Origin of the sequence: Streptomyces tritici (genome assembly GCF_048500665.1) — a bacterium.
In the GTDB taxonomy this organism is placed as follows: Bacteria; Actinomycetota; Actinomycetes; order Streptomycetales; family Streptomycetaceae; genus Streptomyces; species Streptomyces tritici.
Window position 1 is genome coordinate 2407187 of sequence record NZ_CP183183.1, and the last position, 18417, is coordinate 2425603.

General features: G+C 71.0%; 18 protein-coding genes. 12 read left to right on the top strand and 6 right to left on the bottom strand.

The features are described 5' to 3' along the window. The first annotated feature begins 2 nt into the window (after nucleotides 1-2). Nucleotides 3-368, top strand: a complete 366-nt coding sequence (locus tag ACNJ93_RS11075; RefSeq protein WP_418961368.1) for a holo-ACP synthase — start codon at nucleotides 3-5, stop codon at nucleotides 366-368. On the opposite strand, the gene ACNJ93_RS11080 is transcribed toward ACNJ93_RS11075, so the two are convergent. Then, entirely contained in the window at nucleotides 319-657 is a 339-nt protein-coding gene (locus tag ACNJ93_RS11080) for a hypothetical protein (RefSeq protein WP_418957216.1), read from the bottom strand. The two genes, ACNJ93_RS11075 and ACNJ93_RS11080, sit on opposite strands and share 50 nt — an antisense overlap. Before the next feature lie 323 nt (nucleotides 658-980). Here ACNJ93_RS11080 and ACNJ93_RS11085 point away from each other — a divergent pair, with 323 nt between their 5' ends. From ACNJ93_RS11085 to ACNJ93_RS11110, 6 genes are all read left to right on the top strand, one after another. Then, the gene (locus ACNJ93_RS11085) at nucleotides 981-2021 is read left to right on the top strand and encodes an ABC transporter substrate-binding protein (RefSeq protein WP_418957217.1); all 1041 of its coding nucleotides are present in this window, start codon (nucleotides 981-983) and stop codon (nucleotides 2019-2021) included. Nucleotides 2022-2025: 4 nt separating this feature from the next. Next, entirely contained in the window at nucleotides 2026-2877 is an 852-nt protein-coding gene (locus ACNJ93_RS11090; protein ID WP_418957218.1) for a siderophore-interacting protein, read from the top strand. 133 nt (nucleotides 2878-3010) lie between these two features. Next, entirely contained in the window at nucleotides 3011-4456 is a 1446-nt protein-coding gene (locus tag ACNJ93_RS11095) for a pyridoxal phosphate-dependent decarboxylase family protein (RefSeq protein ID WP_418957219.1), read from the top strand. Beyond that, nucleotides 4437-5708, top strand: coding sequence for a lysine N(6)-hydroxylase/L-ornithine N(5)-oxygenase family protein (locus tag ACNJ93_RS11100; protein ID WP_418957220.1), 1272 nt, complete (start codon nucleotides 4437-4439; stop codon nucleotides 5706-5708). Before ACNJ93_RS11095 ends, ACNJ93_RS11100 begins: the two co-directional genes overlap by 20 nt. Next, the gene (locus ACNJ93_RS11105) at nucleotides 5705-6235 is read left to right on the top strand and encodes a GNAT family N-acetyltransferase (RefSeq protein WP_418957221.1); all 531 of its coding nucleotides are present in this window, start codon (nucleotides 5705-5707) and stop codon (nucleotides 6233-6235) included. The genes ACNJ93_RS11100 and ACNJ93_RS11105 overlap by 4 nt, the downstream gene beginning before the upstream one ends. Next, entirely contained in the window at nucleotides 6232-8001 is a 1770-nt protein-coding gene (locus tag ACNJ93_RS11110) for an IucA/IucC family protein (RefSeq protein WP_418957222.1), read from the top strand. The genes ACNJ93_RS11105 and ACNJ93_RS11110 overlap by 4 nt, the downstream gene beginning before the upstream one ends. 233 nt (nucleotides 8002-8234) lie before the next feature. Here the strand turns inward: ACNJ93_RS11110 and ACNJ93_RS11115 are convergent, their stop codons facing one another. Together ACNJ93_RS11115 and ACNJ93_RS11120 are read right to left on the bottom strand one after the other, a co-directional pair. After that, nucleotides 8235-8585: a DUF397 domain-containing protein gene (locus tag ACNJ93_RS11115; RefSeq protein ID WP_418957223.1), complete on the bottom strand. Its 351-nt coding sequence runs from the start codon at nucleotides 8583-8585 to the stop codon at nucleotides 8235-8237. A 54-nt stretch (nucleotides 8586-8639) separates the two neighbouring features. Then, nucleotides 8640-9092 (bottom strand): DUF6415 family natural product biosynthesis protein, encoded by a 453-nt coding sequence (locus tag ACNJ93_RS11120; protein WP_418957224.1) that lies wholly within the window; start codon nucleotides 9090-9092, stop codon nucleotides 8640-8642. A gap of 108 nt (nucleotides 9093-9200) precedes the next feature. Here ACNJ93_RS11120 and ACNJ93_RS11125 point away from each other — a divergent pair, with 108 nt between their 5' ends. Beyond that, nucleotides 9201-10292 (top strand): helix-turn-helix domain-containing protein, encoded by a 1092-nt coding sequence (locus ACNJ93_RS11125; protein ID WP_418961369.1) that lies wholly within the window; start codon nucleotides 9201-9203, stop codon nucleotides 10290-10292. 13 nt (nucleotides 10293-10305) lie between these two features. Further along, nucleotides 10306-10887 carry an HD domain-containing protein gene (locus ACNJ93_RS11130; protein WP_418957225.1) on the top strand — a complete coding sequence of 194 codons (582 nt, stop codon included), beginning with the start codon at nucleotides 10306-10308 and terminating at the stop codon, nucleotides 10885-10887. Between the two features lie 75 nt (nucleotides 10888-10962). Here ACNJ93_RS11130 and ACNJ93_RS11135 read toward each other — a convergent pair whose 3' ends face one another. Further along, entirely contained in the window at nucleotides 10963-12576 is a 1614-nt protein-coding gene (locus ACNJ93_RS11135; protein WP_418957226.1) for a beta-N-acetylhexosaminidase, read from the bottom strand. A gap of 245 nt (nucleotides 12577-12821) precedes the next feature. Here ACNJ93_RS11135 and ACNJ93_RS11140 point away from each other — a divergent pair, with 245 nt between their 5' ends. Both ACNJ93_RS11140 and glmS read left to right on the top strand, forming a co-directional pair. Next, complete coding sequence (locus ACNJ93_RS11140) at nucleotides 12822-13097, top strand: hypothetical protein (protein WP_406861103.1); 276 nt, start codon at nucleotides 12822-12824, stop codon at nucleotides 13095-13097. A 37-nt stretch (nucleotides 13098-13134) separates the two neighbouring features. Next, nucleotides 13135-14952, top strand: coding sequence for a glutamine--fructose-6-phosphate transaminase (isomerizing) (gene glmS / locus ACNJ93_RS11145; RefSeq protein WP_418957227.1), 1818 nt, complete (start codon nucleotides 13135-13137; stop codon nucleotides 14950-14952). 138 nt (nucleotides 14953-15090) lie between these two features. Here the strand turns inward: glmS and ACNJ93_RS11150 are convergent, their stop codons facing one another. Together ACNJ93_RS11150 and ACNJ93_RS11155 are read right to left on the bottom strand one after the other, a co-directional pair. Then, on the bottom strand, nucleotides 15091-15654 hold the full coding sequence (locus ACNJ93_RS11150) for a GPR1/FUN34/YaaH family transporter (protein WP_418957228.1): 564 nt from the start codon (nucleotides 15652-15654) through the stop codon (nucleotides 15091-15093). A gap of 184 nt (nucleotides 15655-15838) precedes the next feature. After that, on the bottom strand, nucleotides 15839-16360 hold the full coding sequence (locus ACNJ93_RS11155; RefSeq protein ID WP_418957229.1) for a universal stress protein: 522 nt from the start codon (nucleotides 16358-16360) through the stop codon (nucleotides 15839-15841). Nucleotides 16361-17212: 852 nt separating this feature from the next. On the opposite strand from ACNJ93_RS11155, the gene ACNJ93_RS11160 reads away from it, so the two are divergent. Next, complete coding sequence (locus ACNJ93_RS11160; protein WP_418957230.1) at nucleotides 17213-18388, top strand: helix-turn-helix domain-containing protein; 1176 nt, start codon at nucleotides 17213-17215, stop codon at nucleotides 18386-18388. Nucleotides 18389-18417: the final 29 nt, after the last annotated feature.

Sequence of the window (18417 nt, forward strand, 5' to 3'; positions counted from 1 at the left end):
CCATCGCCGGGGTGGGGATCGACGTGGCGGCGATCACCCGGTTCGGGCTCGCCCTGGAGCGCAACCCCGGCCTCGCCGAGCGGCTGTTCACCCCCGCGGAGCTCGTCGGACCCTCCGGCGCCCGGCGCGGGACGGCCTCCCTGGCGGCGCGGTTCGCCGCCAAGGAGGCCGTCGCCAAGTGCCTGGGCGCGCCCGGCGGGCTGCGCTGGCACGACGTGGAGGTGCGCACCGGCCCGGGCGGCCGCCCCGCCCTGCACGTACGGGGCAGCGTCGCCGCGGCGGCGGCCCGGCTGGGCATCGCCTCATGGCACCTGTCGCTCACTCATGACGCGGACGTGGCCTCGGCAGTCGTGATCGCATCGTCCTGAGCTCCGCCTCGGCCCCGTCCCACACGTCGGCCAACTGGGCCCAGAGCGCGGCCTCTTGAGGCGTCATCTCCGGCGCGGACTCAAAGGACGCGGAGGGCGCGGGGGCCGCCGGGGGCGCGGGGGCCGCCGGGGGCGCGGGGGCCGCCGGGGCCGGGGGCGTGGCACCGTACACCGGCACGTACCCGTAGCACTCCGGCGCGGTGTAGAGCCCGAAGCCCTGCCCCAGCGCGGCCAGCCCCACCTCCGCGTCCCGCCACAGCCGGCGCAGCCACTTCCTGGAACGTCCCACGGGGTCTCCCTTCGCCGCCCGACGGCAGCGAAGCTAGAGAACCGCCCTCGAAGGCGGCTGGAGCGAGGCTCCGACGAACCGTCAGCGACACTCGAGCCCCAGCCGTCACCCTGTCACCGTGGGCGCGCTACGGCCTGCACGCCCTCACCCCGGGGCGGAGCGCCGCGCTTCTTCACCCCCCGTGCTGCGCGGCACTCCGCCCCACCGTCTCCGCGTCCGGGCCCCCGGAACCGGCCCCTCTGGACAAGTCGCACTGAGGTTAGGCTAACCTACCCTCGACTTCGACCAGGCCGTCCACCGGCACGCACGAGAGCGGAATCGCCATGCCCAGCAACGCCCGAGCCACCCATCTCACCCGTCGCGGCCTGCTCGCCGCAGGCAGCGCCCTCGGGCTCGGCGCCGCGCTCGCGGCCTGCGGCACCGAGAAGAAGGACGCCTCCACGACCTCGGAGAAGTCCGGCTCCTGGGAGTTCAAGGACGACCGCGGCCAGGTCGTGAAGACCAAGTCCGTCCCGAAGAACATCGTCGCCTTCACCGGCACCGCCGCCGCCCTCAAGGACTTCGGCATCGAGGTCAAGGGCGTCTTCGGCCCGACCTACGTCGAGGACCCGAAGACCAAGGAGAAGAAGCCGGACGTCCAGGCCGGCGACCTCGACATCACCAAGGTCAAGGTCATCGGCAACGTCTGGGGCGAGTTCAAGATCGAGGAGTACCTCAAGCTCCAGCCCGAGGTCCTCATCACGGACATGTGGGAGAAGAACGACCTCTGGTACGTCCCGGCCGAGCAGAAGGACAAGATCCTCAAGATCGCCCCGTCCGTCGCCCTCTGGGCCGCCGACAAGTCCATGCCCGAGGTCCTGCAGCGCCACGCCGACCTCGCCGCCTCCCTCGGCGCGGACGTGAAGACCAAGCAGATCCTCGACGACAAGGCCCGCTTCGAGGCCGCCGCCGAGCGCGTCCGCAAGGCCGCCAAGGGCAAGAAGGACATCAAGGTCCTGATCGGCTCCGGCTCCCCCGACCTCTTCTACGTCTCCACCCCGGTCCGCCCGACCGACACGCTCTACTTCAAGGAGCTGGGCGTGAACCTGGTCGTCCCGACCAAGCTGGACCAGGGCGGCTGGTTCGAGGGCCTGAGCTGGGAGAACGTCGACAAGTACGCGGCCGACATCATCATGCTCGACAACCGCACCTCGGCCCTGCAGCCGGAGGCCCTGAAGGCCAAGCCGACCTGGGCCGCGCTGCCCGCCGTCAAGGCCGGCCAGGTCATCCCGCGCGTGACCGAGCCCGTCTACTCGTACGCCAAGTGCGCCCCGCTCCTGGAGGACCTGGCCAAGGCGCTCGAGAACGCGAAGAAGGTGGCCTGACCCCATGACGCCGACCGAGACCGCCCCGTTCCAGTTCTTCTCCCTCCAGGTCGACCGGACGAGGCGGCTCGGTCCGTCGCTGGTCCGCGTCACCTTCATCGGGGACGACCTGAAGAACTTCGCCTCCGGAGGCCGCGACCAGTCGCTCTCCCTCTTCCTGCCGCACCCCGGCCAGGAGGCGCCCGTCCTGCCGCCGCTGGACGATCCGGACATGTACGCGATCCTCGGCGCCTGGCGCGCGATGCCGCACGACGAACGGGCCGTGATGCGCTCGTACACCGTCCGGGAGCAGCGCACCGAGCCCGCCGCCGAGGTCGACATCGACTTCGCCGTCCATGAGGACGGCGGCCCCGCCTGCCGCTGGGCCCAGCAGGCGAAGCCCGGCGACAGGGTCGTCGTGCTCGGTCCCGCGGTGGCGCAGAACACCGGGGTCCGCTTCCAGCTCCCCGAGGACGCCGACTCGGTCCTGATCTGGGCCGACGAGACGGCGCTCCCGGCCGCCTCCGCGATCCTGCAGTGGCTGCCGGCCGAGACCCGCGCCCATGTCTTCCTCGACGTGCCGTACTCCGGCGACCGCACCGAACTGGCCACCGAGGCCGACGCCACCGTCACCTGGCTGGTCCGCGAGGAGGGCGCGCCGTCCCCCGTGGAGGCCGTCGCGGCCGCCGCGCTGCCGGGCGCGGACCCGTACGTGTGGATCGCCGGCGAGTCCGGCGCGGTGAAGGCGCTGCGCCGGCACTTCGTGCGCGAGCGCGGCATCGACCGGCGCCGCGTGACCTTCGTCGGCTACTGGCGCAAGGGCCTGTCGGAGGACGCCCTGCGCGAGGTCCCGGACGAGACGCAGGAAGACGCGTAACGCCGGGGCAGGTCCGGACAACTCACCACGTCCCGAGGGGGCGAGGGGTCGTTGCGAGGTGAAGTTAGGTTAGGCTAACCTTACTTCACACCAACCCCCCTCGTCCCCTCTTCCCGTCGGAGGACCCATCCCCATGCGCTCGCACCTGCTCAACGACGCGACGGCGGACCGCTACCGTCGCTCCGTCACCGAAGGAGTCGAGCGGGTGGCGGACCAGCTCGCCGCCACGCGACGCCCCTTCTCCGGCATCACCCCGCAGGAGCTGGCCCCCACCGTCGACGCCGTCGACCTCGACCGGCCGCTCGGGAGCACCAGCGCCGCCCTCGACGAACTCCAGGACGTCTACCTCCGCGACGCCGTCTACTTCCACCACCCCCGCTACCTCGGCCACCTCAACTGCCCGGTCGTCATCCCCGCCGTCCTCGGCGAGGCGGTCCTCTCCGCGGTCAACTCCAGCCTCGACACCTGGGACCAGAGCGCCGGCGCCACCCTCATCGAGCGCAAACTGATCGACTGGACCACCGGCCGCATCGGCCTCGGCCCCCTGGCCGACGGCGTGTTCACCTCCGGCGGCACCCAGTCCAACCTGCAGGCGCTGCTTCTCGCCCGCGAGGAGGCCGGCACCGCCGACCTGGCGAAGCTGCGGATCTTCTCCTCCGAGTGCAGCCACTTCAGCGTCCAGAAGTCCGCCCAGCTGCTCGGCCTCGGCCGCGAGGCGGTCGTCCCGATCCCCGTCGACCGCGAGAAGCGGATGCAGTCCGTCATCCTCGCCGCCGAACTCGCCGCCTGCCGCGCCGAGGGTCTGATCCCCATGGCGATCGTCGCCACCGCCGGCACCACCGACTTCGGCTCCATCGACCCGCTGCCCGAGATCGCCGCCCTGGCCGCCGAGTACGGCGCCTGGATGCACGTCGACGCCGCCTACGGCTGCGGGCTGCTCGCCTCCCCCACCCGCCGTCACCTCCTCGACGGCATCGAGCACGCCGACTCCGTCACCGTCGACTACCACAAGTCCTTCTTCCAGCCGGTCAGCTCCTCCGCCGTACTGGTCCGCGACGGCGCCACCCTGCGGCACGCCACCTACCACGCCGACTACCTCAACCCCCGGCGCACGGTGGCCGAGCAGATCCCCAACCAGGTGGACAAGTCGCTGCAGACCACCCGCCGCTTCGACGCGCTCAAGCTGTGGATGACCCTGCGCGTCATGGGCGCCGACGGCGTCGGCGAACTCTTCGACGAGGTCTGCGACCTCGCCCGCGCCGGCTTCGAACTGCTCGCCGCCGACCCGCGCTACGACGTCGTCGTCCAGCCGCAGCTGTCCACCCTCGTCTACCGCTACATCCCCGCGCACGTCACCTCGCCCGCCGAGATCGACCGCGCCAACCTCTACGCCCGCAAGGCCCTGTTCGCCTCCGGCGAGGCCGTGGTCGCCGGCACGAAGGTCGACGGCCGCCAGTACCTCAAGTTCACCCTGCTCAACCCCGAGACGACGGTCGCCGACATCGCCGCCGTCCTTGACCTGATCGCCGGCCACGCCGAGCAGTACCTGGGAGAGACCCTTGTCCACGCAGCCTCTTGATTTCATCGGCATCGGGCTCGGCCCCTTCAACCTCGGCCTGGCCTGCCTCACCGAGCCCCTCGACGAACTGAACGGCCTCTTCCTGGAGTCCAAGCCGGACTTCGAATGGCACTCCGGGATGTTCCTGGAGGGCGCCCACCTCCAGACGCCGTTCATGTCGGACCTGGTCACCCTGGCCGACCCGACCTCCCCGTACTCCTTCCTCAACTACCTGAAGGAGCGCGGCCGGCTGTACTCGTTCTACATCCGCGAGAACTTCTACCCGCTGCGCACCGAGTACAACGACTACTGCCGCTGGGCCGCCGGCAAGCTGAGCAGCATCCGCTTCTCGACCACCGTCACGCAGGTGACGTACGACGAGACGGCCGGGCAGTACGTCGTCGCCACCGACACCGGGGAGACGTTCCGCGCCGCCCGCCTGGTCCTCGGCACCGGCACCCCGCCGTACGTCCCCGAGTCCTGCGCGGACCTCGGCGGCGACGCGATCCACAACTCGCGCTACCTCCCGAACAAGGAGGCGCTGCAGAAGAAGAAGTCGATCACCCTGGTCGGCAGCGGCCAGAGCGCCGCCGAGATCTACTACGACCTCCTGAGCGAGATCGACGTCCACGGCTACCGCCTCAACTGGGTGACCCGCTCCCCGCGCTTCTTCCCCCTCGAGTACACCAAGCTCACCCTCGAGATGACCTCGCCGGAGTACGTGGACTACTTCCACGCCCTGCCCGAGCGCACCCGCTACCGCCTGGAGACGGAGCAGAAGGGCCTGTTCAAGGGCATCGACGGCGAACTGATCGACGCGATCTTCGACCTGCTCTACCAGAAGAACCTGGCCGGCCCGGTCCCCACCCGCCTGCTGACCAACTCGGCTCTGCGCTCGGCCGCGTACGAGGAGTCCACCGGCACCTACACCCTCGGCTTCCGCCAGCAGGAGCAGGAGAAGGACTTCACCCTTCAGACCGAGGGCCTGATCCTCGCCACCGGCTACAAGTACTCCGTCCCCGCCTTCCTGGAGCCGGTCCGCGACCGCTTCCGCTGGGACGGCCAGGGCCGCTTCGACGTGGCCCGCAACTACTCGATCGACACGACGGGCCGCGCCGTCTACCTCCAGAACGCCGGCACCCACACGCACTCCATCACCTCCCCCGACCTGGGCATGGGCGCCTACCGCAACGCCTGCCTGGTCCGCGAGCTGCTGGGCCGCGAGCACTACCCCGTCGAGAAGACCATCGCGTTCCAGGAGTTCGCCGTATGACCGTGACCATCCGTCCCCTCGATCCGCTCCGCGACGCCGAGCTGATCCACCCCTGGGTGACGCACCCGAAGGCGGCGTTCTGGATGATGCAGGACGCGCAGTTGCAGGACGTCGAGCGGGAGTACATGGCGATCGCCGCGAACCCGCACCACGACGCGTTCATCGGCCTGGTGGACGGGGAGCCGGCGTTCCTGATGGAGCGGTACGACCCGGCGAAGGCCGAGCTGGTCGGCCTGTACGAGCCGCAGCCCGGCGACGTCGGCATGCACTTCCTGGTGGCGCCGTCCGACACCCCGGTCCACGGCTTCACCCGCAGGGTGATCACCGCCGTGATGCGCGAGCTGTTCGCCGACCCGGCGACCGCGCGCGTGGTCGTCGAGCCGGACGTGCGGAACAAGGCCGTGCACGCGCTCAACGAGGCCGTCGGCTTCGTGCCGGAGCGGGAGATCCAGAAGCCGGAGAAGCGGGCGCTGCTGAGCTTCTGCACCCGGGCGCAGTTCGAGGCGGCCGTGGGAGCCGCCATATGAACCCCGTCGCGCACCTCACCCCCGGGCGCTGGGCCGAGGCGAACCGGGCGCTGATCCGCAAGGGGCTCGCCGAGTTCGCGCACGAGCGGCTGCTCGCGCCGGAGCACCTCGGGGACGGCCGGTACCGGGTGGTCGCCGACGACGGCGTGACCGAGTACCGCTTCACCGCGGACCGGTACGCCCTGGACCACTGGCAGGTGCACGCCGCCTCGATCACCCGCCACCGCGGCGGGGAGGAGCTGGGCCTGGACGCCCTGCAGTTCGTGACCGAGCTGCGCCGCTCGCTGGGACTGAGCGACGAGATCCTCCCGGTCTACCTGGAGGAGATCTCCTCCACGCTGGCCGGTACGGCGTACAAGGCGACCAAGCCCGCGGTGAGCGCCGAGGAGCTGGCCGGGGCCGGCTTCCAGGAGATCGAGACGGGGATGACCGAGGGCCACCCCTGCTTCGTCGCCAACAACGGCCGGCTCGGCTTCGGCGTGGACGAGTACCGGGCGTACGCCCCGGAGGCCGCCCGGCCGATCCGCCTGATCTGGCTGGCCGCCCGGCGCGACCGCGCCACGTTCACGGCGGGCGCGGACCTGGAGTACGACTCCTTCGTCCGCGCCGAGCTCGGCGACAAGGCCGTGAACGGCTTCGCCGCCACGCTGGCCGGGCGGGGCCTGGACCCGGCCGACTACCTGCTGATGCCGGCGCACCCGTGGCAGTGGTGGAACAAGCTGTCCGTCACCTTCGCGGCGGAGGTCGCGCAGGAACGCCTGGTCTACCTGGGCGAGGGCGACGACGCGTACCTGGCACAGCAGTCGATCCGGACGTTCTTCAACACGTCCGACCCGTCGAAGCACTACGTCAAGACGGCGCTCTCGGTGCTCAACATGGGCTTCATGCGCGGGCTTTCGGCCGCGTACATGGAGGCCACCCCCGCGATCAACGACTGGCTGGCCGGTCTGATCGAGGCCGACGCGGTCCTGAAGGCGGCCCGCTTCTCGATCATCCGCGAGCGGGCGGCGGTCGGCTACCGGCACCTGGAGTACGAGGCCGCGACCGACCGTTACTCGCCGTACCGCAAGATGCTGGCCGCGCTGTGGCGGGAGAGCCCGGTGGCCTCGCTGGAGAAGGGCGAGCGCCTGGCCACGATGGCCTCGCTGCTGCACGTCGACCACGAGGGCAGGTCGCTGGCGGCGGCGCTGATCCGCCGCTCCGGACTCGCCCCGAAGGAGTGGCTGGCCCGCTACCTGGACGCGTACCTGCTGCCGGTCCTGCACAGCTTCTACGCGTACGACCTGGTCTACATGCCGCACGGCGAGAACGTGATCCTGGTCCTGGACGAGGCCGGCGCGGTGGTGCGCGCGGTGTTCAAGGACATCGCGGAGGAGATCTGCGTCATGGATCCGGACGCGGTGCTGCCGCCGGCCGTGGAGCGGATCCGGGCGGACGTCCCGGAGCACATGAAGCTCCTGTCGATCTTCACCGACGTCTTCGACTGCTTCTTCCGCTTCCTGGCGGCGACGCTGGCCGCGGAGGGCGTCCTCGACGAGGACGGCTTCTGGTCGACGGTGGCGTCCTGCGTCCACGGCTACCAGGCGTCGGTGCCGGAACTGGCGGAGAAGTTCGCGCGCTACGACATGTTCGCCGACACCTTCGCCCTCTCCGCCCTGAACCGCCTCCAACTGCGCAACAACCGCCAGATGGTCGACCTGGCCGACCCGTCGGGCGCCCTGCAACTCGTCGGCGACCTGGAGAACCCCCTCTCCCGCTTCGCCTGAAAGACAGGCGCGGCCCCGGCGGAATACGGTCCTCCGCCGGGGCTGCGTCGTTCGCTAGGGAGGGCCGGCGGCGAGCCGGCCTTTCCGGGCGGCTCCGCCGCAGTCCTCGCACGAGGTGAGCACTGCGCCCTCGTAGACGATCGCGACGGTGTGGGTTCCTCGGCACTCACGGCAGGGCGTCCGGTCGAGCCGCCGCCGCACGTAGGCGAACGCCTGGCCGACCTGCGCGGCGTTCACGCGCCCGCGAGGGCGCCGGCCTGCTCCATCTCCTCCTCCGTGGCGCGCAGGTGATCGAACTCGCCGGCCACGGCCCCGTCGAGGAACTTCGTGAACTCGGCCCGGCTGAAGTACAGGACCGGTGCGGCGGGATCCTTGTCGTCGGACAGCGCGATCATGCGCGTCCCGTCCGGAATGCCCGCGTGCGGATGATCCTGGGCGTCGGGCGCCTCGGCCACGATCACGCAGTCCTTCAGGATCGGGTCGAGGTCCGTCCGGCTCGCCTTGCGCCAGTGCAGACCGGGCGCGTTCACGTTCCGGTACACCTTGGTGTCACGCCCGTTGGAGATGGTTCCGACACTGCTCATGCTGCTCCTCCGATGGGTACTCGAGGACATATACGGTCTGCCGCCGCGGCACGCTCACGGCCCACCCGGCGCCTGGTCGTCCCGCCCGGCGTACGCGCCGTCCGCCCGCCGCGTCGCGTTCAGCAGGTCGCGGGCGACGACCGCGAGCTGTCGGCAGTACGACCAGTTCGCCAGCGGCCCGTCCGTCGGTCCCGTTTGGCGGAGTACCGCCCAGTACGCCAGGGCGGTCGTGCCCCGCGCCGGTCGTCGACCCTCAGGGATCCCGGTCAAGGCGGTGGCGAGTTCTTCGCAGTGACTGATAAGCCGGTCGGTGAGCGCGGCGAGTTCCGCGGCGCCGGGATGGTGGTGCATGAGGAGCGCGCTTCTGATCGCCGCCTCGGGAGCGGCGGGGCGAGCATCAGCCCGATCGTGCCGGTCCGGCTTCTGCCCGTCCGAGTGAATCGTCTGTGCGGCATCCACGACGTCGGCCTTCCTACTACGCTGAGTTGCCCGGTCGTCACTGCGCATACGACGGTAGGCAGCGGCGGAAGCCGCTTGAACCGACCGCGGGTACGGGTGGGCCATCCAGGGGGAACGCGGACGGAGGGTGCTTTGGGCGGCAGTCCCCGAACAACCCTGACCGGCGGTCAGGCAAGGTCCGGCCGGGCTCGGCGCGGCACGGTCTCCGGGTACGTCTTCCGGCTGATCCGCGAACAGCTCGGCATGACCCAGGAAGACTTGGCTGCGGACCTGCGCGTGTCCGTCGACACGATCGCGGGCTGGGAAGCCGGCCGCCGCGCTCTCACCGCCGTACCGGTCGGGCAGCTGCTCGTCCACCGGCACCATCTCCTGCGCCGCGGAGCGCCCCCTGTTCTGCTGCTCGTTCTCGAACGGGCCATGGAAGCCGACGTCCTCCTGGCGAGTGTGCTCGACGACGATGCGCCCCCGACCGACAGCCCGGTCGGGGCTTGGGTCCTGCAACGCGATGTGGTCGAGATTCTGTCCTGGCCGCTCTGTGGCGTGCTTCCGGCACCGGTACGTGATCTCCCTGAGCCGCCCAGGCCCCGGCGGGGGCCCGTTCCCGTCGGCCCCGAGATGTCCGGCTCGGACAGGCGCCGTTTCTTCTCCACGATGAGACGCACCGCAGAACAGGCTCGCGACCCCGGTCTTTTCCTGCTCCGACGCCAGGCCCTGTACCTCGCCGGTTACGACGACGCCGATGACACTTCCGAGTGGCTGGCACAGCAGCAGCGCACGGAGCGGCCTGACGACTGGCTCAGCCGGTGGCTCAACGCCCGGTCCGTGGCGGCCGTCGCGGCGCGGCAGGGAGACCACGACAGGATGCGATGGTTCATCGACACCGCCCTCGCCGAGGGCGAGGCCAGTGAACTCGCGAACCTGAACTACTGGGCGTACTGGATCGGTGAATCGGCCCACGTGGAGCTCTCCGACGACTTCATCGCCACGAACCGCAGCGGCGCCTGGCACGGCGACCGGCTCATGCGTCACCTGGTCCGCGCCCTCACACCGGACCACGGGTTCTTCGCCCTCAACGTGCACACGCTGTGGACTCTCGTCGCGGTCCGCCCGAGCCTGCTGCGACAGAGCCCCGAGATCCGTTCACTGCGTCATCAACTTCCGGTGATGTTGGATGACTCCGGGATCCCGGCAGCGACGCGCCGGGAGCTGGAGAGCATCCGGTACGCGATCCGCCTCGCCGAGGCGTGAGAGGAGGCCAGGGGTGGCTGACGACCTGTCCGCGGTGGCACAGTTCCTGTACGAGGCGGGAACCCTCAAGCGGACCAGACGCACCGGATGGTGGATGGCGGGCGTGCGCGACCCGGAAAGCGTGGCGGAGCACTCGTGGCGGACCTCCCTCATCGCGTCGGTCATCGCCAAGCTGGAAGGGGCGGACCCTGCCCGCTCCGCCTTTCTGGCCGTGTGGCACGACTCCCAGGAGACGCGGACGGGTGATGTGAACCATCTCGGCAAGAAGTACTCGACCGAGGCGGATCCGCAGGCCGTGACCGCCGATCAGACCGCCGGCATGCCTGAGCACCTCGCCTCGGCGATTCAGGAGCTTGTCGCCGAGTACGAGGCCAAGGAGTCCCCGGAGGCGATCTGCGCGCGGGACGCCGACAAGCTGGAGTGCATGCTCCAGGGCATCGAGTACAAGGCTCAGGGATACGCGGACGCCCAGCGGTGGATCGACAACAATCGCGCCCGACTCGTCACCGAGACCGGCCGACGGCTTGCCGATGAGCTGCTCGGGCAAGGCTCTCTGGACTGGCTGCACGCGGCCCTCGGGGAGTCGCGGAACTGACCCGGACACGACGAGCCGCCCCTCCCCGTGCGGAAGAGGGGCGGCTGTTTTGCTGTCGTCGTGGGCGCTCGGGTGTCAGTCCTCGGGTTCCCAGGGGACCTGGGGGGAGCGGTGGTAGTCGATGCCGAGGGCGGTGAGGCGGGGGCCCTGGGCGGCGAGGCGGAGGCGGTACGTGTCCCAGTCGTGGGTCGCCGCGGGCGACCAGCCGAGTTCGGCGACGCCGGGCAGGCGGGGGAAGGCCATCCGGTCGAGGTGGGCGCTCTCGGAGAGGGTCTCGGTCCACAGCGGGGCCTCGACCCCGCGGACGGCCGAGGCGGGCGCGCCAGGCAGGTAGGCGCCGGGGTCCCAGTCGTAGGAGCGCCGGACCTCGACGTAGCCGGCCCAGGACAGGCCGAGCGGGGTGTTCCGGTCGTACTTCATGTCGAGGTAGATCCGGTCCGCGGGGGACAGGATCAGGCCGGTGCCGGCCCGGGCCGCCGCGGCGACCTGTTCCTTCTCCGCCGCGGCGGTGCCGTCCAGGCCCCAGTACTGGGCGAGGGCGCCGGGGGCGGGGGTGGCGCCGGTGAGCTGGTGCCAGCCGACGACGGTCTTGCCGTACTTCGCCACGACGGGCTGGACGCGGTTCATGAAGGCGGCGTAGTCGGCGTGGCTGGTGGAGTGCGCCTCGTCGCCGCCGATGTGGAGGTACCGGCCGGGGGTGAGGGCGGCGAGTTCGCGGACGACGTCGTCGACGAAGTCGTACGTCACCTCCTTGGGCACGCACAGGGAGCTGAAGCCGACGTCGGTGCCGGTGTAGAGCGGCGGGGCGACGCCGTCGCAGTTCAGCTCGGCGTACGAGGCGAGGGCGGCGTTGGTGTGGCCGGGCATGTCGATCTCGGGGACGACCTCCATGTGGCGGGCGGCCGCGTGGCGGACGATCTCCTTGTAGTCGTCCTTGGTGTAGTACCCGCCGGGTCCGCCGCCGACCTCGGTGGAGCCGCCGTACGTGGTGAGCCGGGGCCAGGAGTCGATGGCGATGCGCCAGCCCTGGTCGTCGCTGAGGTGCAGATGCAGTTTGTTGATCTTGTAGAGCGCGAGGTGGTCGACGTACCGCTTGACCTGGTCGACGGTGAAGAAGTGCCGGGAGACATCGAGCATCGCGCCGCGCCAGGCGTACCGGGGGGTGTCGGTGATGGTCCCGCCGGCGACGGTCCAGGGGCCGGGCTGGAGGGTGCGCTTCTCGACGCGGGCGGGCAGTTGCTGCCGGAGCGTCTGGACGGCGTGGAAGAGGCCGGCCGGGGTGCGGGCGGTGAGGGTGACGCCGCCGCGGCCGGACTGGAGGCGGTAGCCCTCGTCGCCGAGGGCGGTGTCGCGGGCGCTGAGCCGGAGCAGGATGCCGCCGCGGCCGGTGTCGTCGGTGACGGGCAGCGGGTAGCCGGTGGAGGGGCGCAGGAGGCCGGCGAGGTACTCGCCGACGGCGGTCGCGCCGGTGGCGCCGGGGGCGACGCGGATGTGGGTGGCGGCGGTGAGGGTGTACGGGGCGCCGGCGGGGCTGACGGAGGCCGGCGCGGGGACGACGTCGCCGAGTGGCCGGGTGACCGGCGCGGCGGCCTTCCCGGCTCCCGGCGAGGCCCCGACGCAGGAGATGCCGGCCGCCGCCACGAGGAGCAGGGCGCCGAGTACGCGGGGGAACGTGGTGTGCTGTCTCACAGGCAGTCCCTTTCAACGGGCGTGTCGACGGGTCAGCGGACGTGTCGACGGGCATGTCGACGGCGTGTCGACGGGCTGTGCTGCTGTGGGCATGCGTGACCGAACCGTCACCATGCGTACCGTGGGCCCCAGCAGGCGTCAAGGTGTAGACCAATTTCCGGCCTCAGAGGCGTGATCATGAACACCCTTGCCCGAAATCGGGCAGAATTCTTGCAAAGCCGCCGTCGCTCCCCCAGTATTTCCGGGTGCTCGAACGCCGCCCGTCGCACGACGACCTGATCGACCACCTGGTCCGCAGCACCGCGCTCCCGCGCGGTGAGGCCGCCCGGGTGGTGCTCGACGTGCTGGCGTACTTCGACGAGACGACCGAGGAGTTCGTCCGCCGCCGCCACCGCGAACTGCAGTCCGGCGGGGCCGTGAACGCCGAGATCTTCGAGCGCATCGCGGCCGAACTGCCGCACCGCGCCGTGGCGCCGCCGGAGCTCTCGCTCCGCCAGCTGCGCCGCATCGTCTACGGCTGAGCCGAGCACGTCACTCACCAGGAGGGGTTTCACCTATATGTGCGGAATTGTCGGTTACATCGGTAAGCGCGACGTCGCTCCGCTGCTGCTGGAAGGTCTGGCGCGGCTGGAGTACCGGGGCTACGACTCCGCGGGCATGGTCGTCACCAGCCCGAAGGCGTCCGGCCTGAAGATGGTCAAGGCCAAGGGCCGGGTCCGCGACCTGGAGGCCAAGCTCCCGAAGCGCTTCACCGGCACCACCGGCATCGCGCACACCCGCTGGGCCACCCACGGCGCGCCGAGCGACGTCAACTCGCACCCGCACCTGGACCCGGAGAACAAGGTCGCCGTCGTCCACAACGGCATCGTCGACAACGCCGCCGAGCTGCGTGCCAAGCTCGAGGCCGACGGCGTCGTCTTCGCCTCCGAGACCGACACCGAGGTCATCACCCACCTGATCGCCCGCTCCCAGGCCACCACCCTGGAGGAGAAGGTCCGCGAGGCGCTCAAGGTCATCGAGGGCACCTACGGCATCGCCGTGATGCACGCCGACTTCAACGACCGCATCGTGGTCGCCCGCAACGGCTCCCCGGTGATCCTCGGCATCGGCGAGAAGGAGATGCTCGTCGCCTCCGACGTCGCCGCCCTGATCGCCCACACCCGCCAGGTCGTCACCCTCGACGACGGCGAGATGGCCACCCTCAAGGCCGACGACTTCCGCACGTACACGACCTCCGGCGCGTCCACCACCGCCACCCCGGAGACCGTGGAGTGGGAGGCCGCCTCGTTCGACATGGGCGGCCACGACACCTACATGCACAAGGAGATCTCCGAGCAGCCCGACGCGGTCGACCGCGTGCTGCGCGGCCGGATCGACGACCGCTTCTCCACCGTGCACCTCGGCGGCCTGAACCTCGACCCGCGCGAGGCCCGCACCATCCGCCGGATCAAGATCCTCGGCTGCGGCACCTCGTACCACGCCGGTCTCATCGGCGCCGGTCTGATCGAGTCCATGGCCCGCATCCCCGCGGACGCCGAGCCGGCCTCCGAGTTCCGCTACCGCAACCCGGTCGTCGACCCCGACACCCTGTACATCGCCGTCTCCCAGTCCGGCGAGACGTACGACGTGCTGGCCGCCGTCCAGGAGCTGAAGCGCAAGGGCGCCCGCGTCCTCGGCGTGGTCAACGTGGTCGGCTCGGCCATCGCCCGCGAGGCCGACGGCGGCGTGTACGTGCACGCCGGCCCGGAGGTCTGCGTGGTCTCCACCAAGTGCTTCACCAACACCGTCGTCGCCTTCGCGCTGCTCGCCCTGCACCTCGGCCGCATCCGCGACCTGTCCGTCACCGACGGCAAGCGGATCATCGAGGGCCTGCGCAAGCTGCCCGAGCAGATCTCCGAGATCCTCACGCAGGAGGACGAGATCAAGAAGCTCGCCGAGGAGTACGCGGGCGCCCAGTCGATGATGTTCATCGGGCGCGTGCGCGGCTACCCGGTCGCCCTGGAGGCCTCCCTGAAGCTCAAGGAGATCTCCTACATCCACGCCGAGGCGTACCCGGCCTCCGAGCTGAAGCACGGCCCGCTCGCCCTGATCGAGCCGGCCCTGCCGACGGTCGCGATCGTCCCGGACGACGACCTGCTGGAGAAGAACCGCGCCGCCCTGGAGGAGATCAAGGCCCGCAGCGGCCGCATCCTCGCGGTCGCGCACCAGCCGCAGGAGAAGGCCGACCACACCATCGTCGTGCCGAAGAACGAGGACGAGCTGGACGCCATCCTCATGGGCATCCCGCTGCAGCTCTTCGCGTACCACACGGCGCTCGCCATGGGCCGCGACATCGACAAGCCGCGCAACCTGGCCAAGTCCGTCACGGTCGAGTAGCAGCGGCTCCGGGCCTGTCCCCCGGAGCCCCGCCCGCCGGGCCTGTCCCCCGGCGCTCGGCCGGACACCAGCGGTCCCCGTGCATCCCAGGTGCACGGGGACCGCTGTTTTCGGTTGTTCCTCCGGCGGTGCCGTGGTTCAGCTCGCCGCGGCCGCCTTGCGGCCCGGGCGGGCCAGGGACGTCGGCCAGCCGGCGACCGCCGCCGTGGTGCCGTACCAGGCCGCGAGCCCGGCGACCGCCGCGACCCAGCCGCCCGCCTTGCCGAGCCCGTCATGGCCCGCCATCGCGGCGACGCCGGAGAGGAGCAGGGAGACGAACAGCAGCCCGTAGACGCCCTGTCCGAAGAGCCCGCCGCCCTTGGCGGACATGGTCAGCGTGAGCGCGAGCAGCGCCCACAGCAGCAGGAACAGCCCGGTCGCCTCGGCGGACGCCTCGCCGCCCGCCGCGGTGCCCCAGGTGAACCAGAACGCGCCGAGCGACGCGTACGCCGTCCCCTCGCCGCCGTTGCCCGCGCGCAGGGCGAGCATGCCGACGAGGAACAGGGCGACCCCGCCGACCCAGGTGGCGAGGGAGGCGGCGTCGGACGCCGCGACGTTGTCGATCACACCGGTGCCGCCTATGCCGAAGGCCAGGAGGGTCAGTCCGAGTGCGAGCTGGCCGAGAGTGGAGGTGCTGCTTCCCGCGGCGACGTCATTGTCCACGGCGGGCTCCCTTCAGGTGCGCAGTTGTGCTGCGTGGGTGCTGGTTCCGGTGGACTTTATGTACCCTTCACAAGCACACAATTCACCTGAAGATGGCGGGATTTATCGCCCTACCCGGCGCCCTGCGAAGGGAGTTGACGGTGTGACAGGAGTGCCGCGCGAGCGGCACTACGGGATAGCGGCACTACGGGATGACGACGACCGGCCGCTGGGCGCGGCGCGCGAGGCGGCCGGCCACCGAGCCGAAGATCCGCCCGACGATCCCGTGCGTGGAGCCGACCACGATGGCGTCGGCGGAGTACTCCCGGCCGACCTCCTCCAGCTCGTGGCAGATGTCGCCGCCGCGCTCGACGAGGATCCAGGGGACCTCGCTGAGGTAGTCCGCACAGGCCAGTTCCAGACCGAGGACCTCGGTGCGGTGATCGGGGACGTCGACGAAGACCGGCGGCTCGCAGCCCGCCCAGACGGTGGTGGGCAGCCGGTTGGCGACGTGCACGATGATCAGGCCGGAACCGGAGCGGCGGGCCATGCCGATCGCGTACGCGAGGGCCCGCTCGCTGGACGTGGAGCCGTCGAAGCCCACCACGACGCCGTGCCGGAAGGCCGGATCGCAGGACGGACGTGCCTGTTCCACCGCGAGCGGGTCGACCGTGGAGTCGGCGACGCGCTTGCGGTCCGCGGGTTCGGGGAATTCGTGACCGGCCATCGGTGTCTCGGCGAATCAGGTCCTGGAGGAAGGAAACGAGGAAGCAGTCGAACGGAACGACGGTGGGCGGCGGAGCTGTGTCCGGGAATCATCTTCCCAAGCCCATACCCCCAAGGGTACGGCGACACTCCTCTCCTGCCCAGGGCCTGCCGTCCCGTGCGCGGCCTCCACACGGCGTTCCAGGGAGCATGCACGAGCCCGTCCCGATATGGCAATGCCGCTTGTGCCCTACAGGCGTCCGAACGGAGGCCGAACGAACGTGCCCGCCGCGACCGGAACCCTTCGCTCCGATCGACGGCGGTACGACCACCGCCCGACGGCCGTCCGACGGCTGTCCGACGGCCACCGGCAGTCCGCGCCGCACCCCGTCGCGAGCGGCCGGCGGGAGCCGGTGACCCCGGCCCCGCCGGGGCGCCGCGGCCCCGCCCGGAGCGGAACCTCGGCGGCAACCGGCACCCGCCCCCGCCAGGGCTGACGTATTCGCACGCACGCACCCATAGGTTTTCAGCCAACTTCACATGAGTGGCGAGTCCTTGCCGGAACCACCCCGTACCCCCGGTGTCACCAGCGAGGAAAGCCCCGGGAGCGTCCTGCGCACCCTACGGGGACGGGCCATGAGCGCGTGACCCACTTCCCTGCGGGCCCCGCGAGTGGAACGCTTCGTGATCGAATGCTTCGCGCCAAGTTGCCTTGTCGACAATGTGCCGGATGGAGAACTTGTCACGCCGGCGCCACGGGACGCAGTAGATTCGATCATGGGTATCGAAGGCTGGGGACTCGTGCAAAACCGAGGGGAAACGTGCAGGAGCGACAGGACCAGGGAGACGCGAACACCGAGGGGGGCTTAGCGTCATGAGCCAGGACTCCGTTGCACCGGAGGCCGCGCGGAAACTCTCCGGGCGCCGCCGCCGCGAAGTCGTCGCGGTGCTGCTGTTCAGCGGCGGCCCCATCTTCGAGAGCTCCATCCCGCTCTCCGTGTTCGGCATCGACCGGCAGGACGCCGGTGTGCCCCGCTACAGACTGCTGGTGTGTGCCGGGGAGGACGGCCCGCTGCGGACCACAGGGGGACTCGAACTCACCGCGCCGTACGGACTGGACGCGATCAGCCGGGCGGGCACCGTCGTCGTGCCGGCCTGGCGGTCGATCACGTCGCCGCCGCCGCCGGAGGCGCTCGACGCGCTCCGCCGGGCGCACGAGGAGGGGGCCAGGATCGTCGGGCTGTGCACCGGCGCGTTCGTCCTCGCGGCGGCCGGGCTGCTCGACGGCCGGCCGGCGACCACGCACTGGATGTACGCGCCGACGCTCGCCAAGCGCTACCCGTCGGTCCACGTGGACCCGCGGGAGCTCTTCGTCGACGACGGGGACGTGCTGACGTCCGCCGGCACCGCCGCCGGCATCGACCTCTGTCTGCACATCGTGCGGACCGACCACGGCACGGAGGCCGCGGGCGCGCTGGCGCGCCGGCTCGTCGTCCCGCCGCGGCGCACCGGCGGTCAGGAGCGCTATCTCGATCGGTCTTTACCGGAGGAGATCGGCGCCGACCCGCTGGCCGAGGTCGTCGCCTGGGCGCTGGAGCACCTCCACGAGCAGTTCGACGTGGAGACGCTCGCCGCCCGCGCGTACATGAGCCGACGCACCTTCGACCGTCGTTTCCGCTCGCTGACGGGATCGGCCCCGCTCCAGTGGCTGATCACCCAGCGGGTGCTCCAGGCGCAGCGGCTCCTGGAGACCTCGGACTACTCGGTCGACGAGGTGGCCGGCCGCTGCGGCTTCCGGTCGCCGGTGGCGCTGCGCGGCCACTTCCGCCGCCAGCTCGGCTCCTCGCCGGCCGCGTACCGGGCCGCCTACCGGGCCCGCCGCCCGCAGGCGGAGACCTCCACCGCGGTCCTGGACCCGGTGGTCCCGGCCCAGGCGTCACCGGGAGGCCGGCGTCCGGCCCCGCAGCTCGCCCCCGAACCGGGCAAGCCGCAGTCGGACGCGTACGCCTCCGGGCGGCCGGCCCTGCCGGGGCCGCGCAGCGCGAGCTGAGCGCCTCGATGGGCGTCCGGGGACCTTTC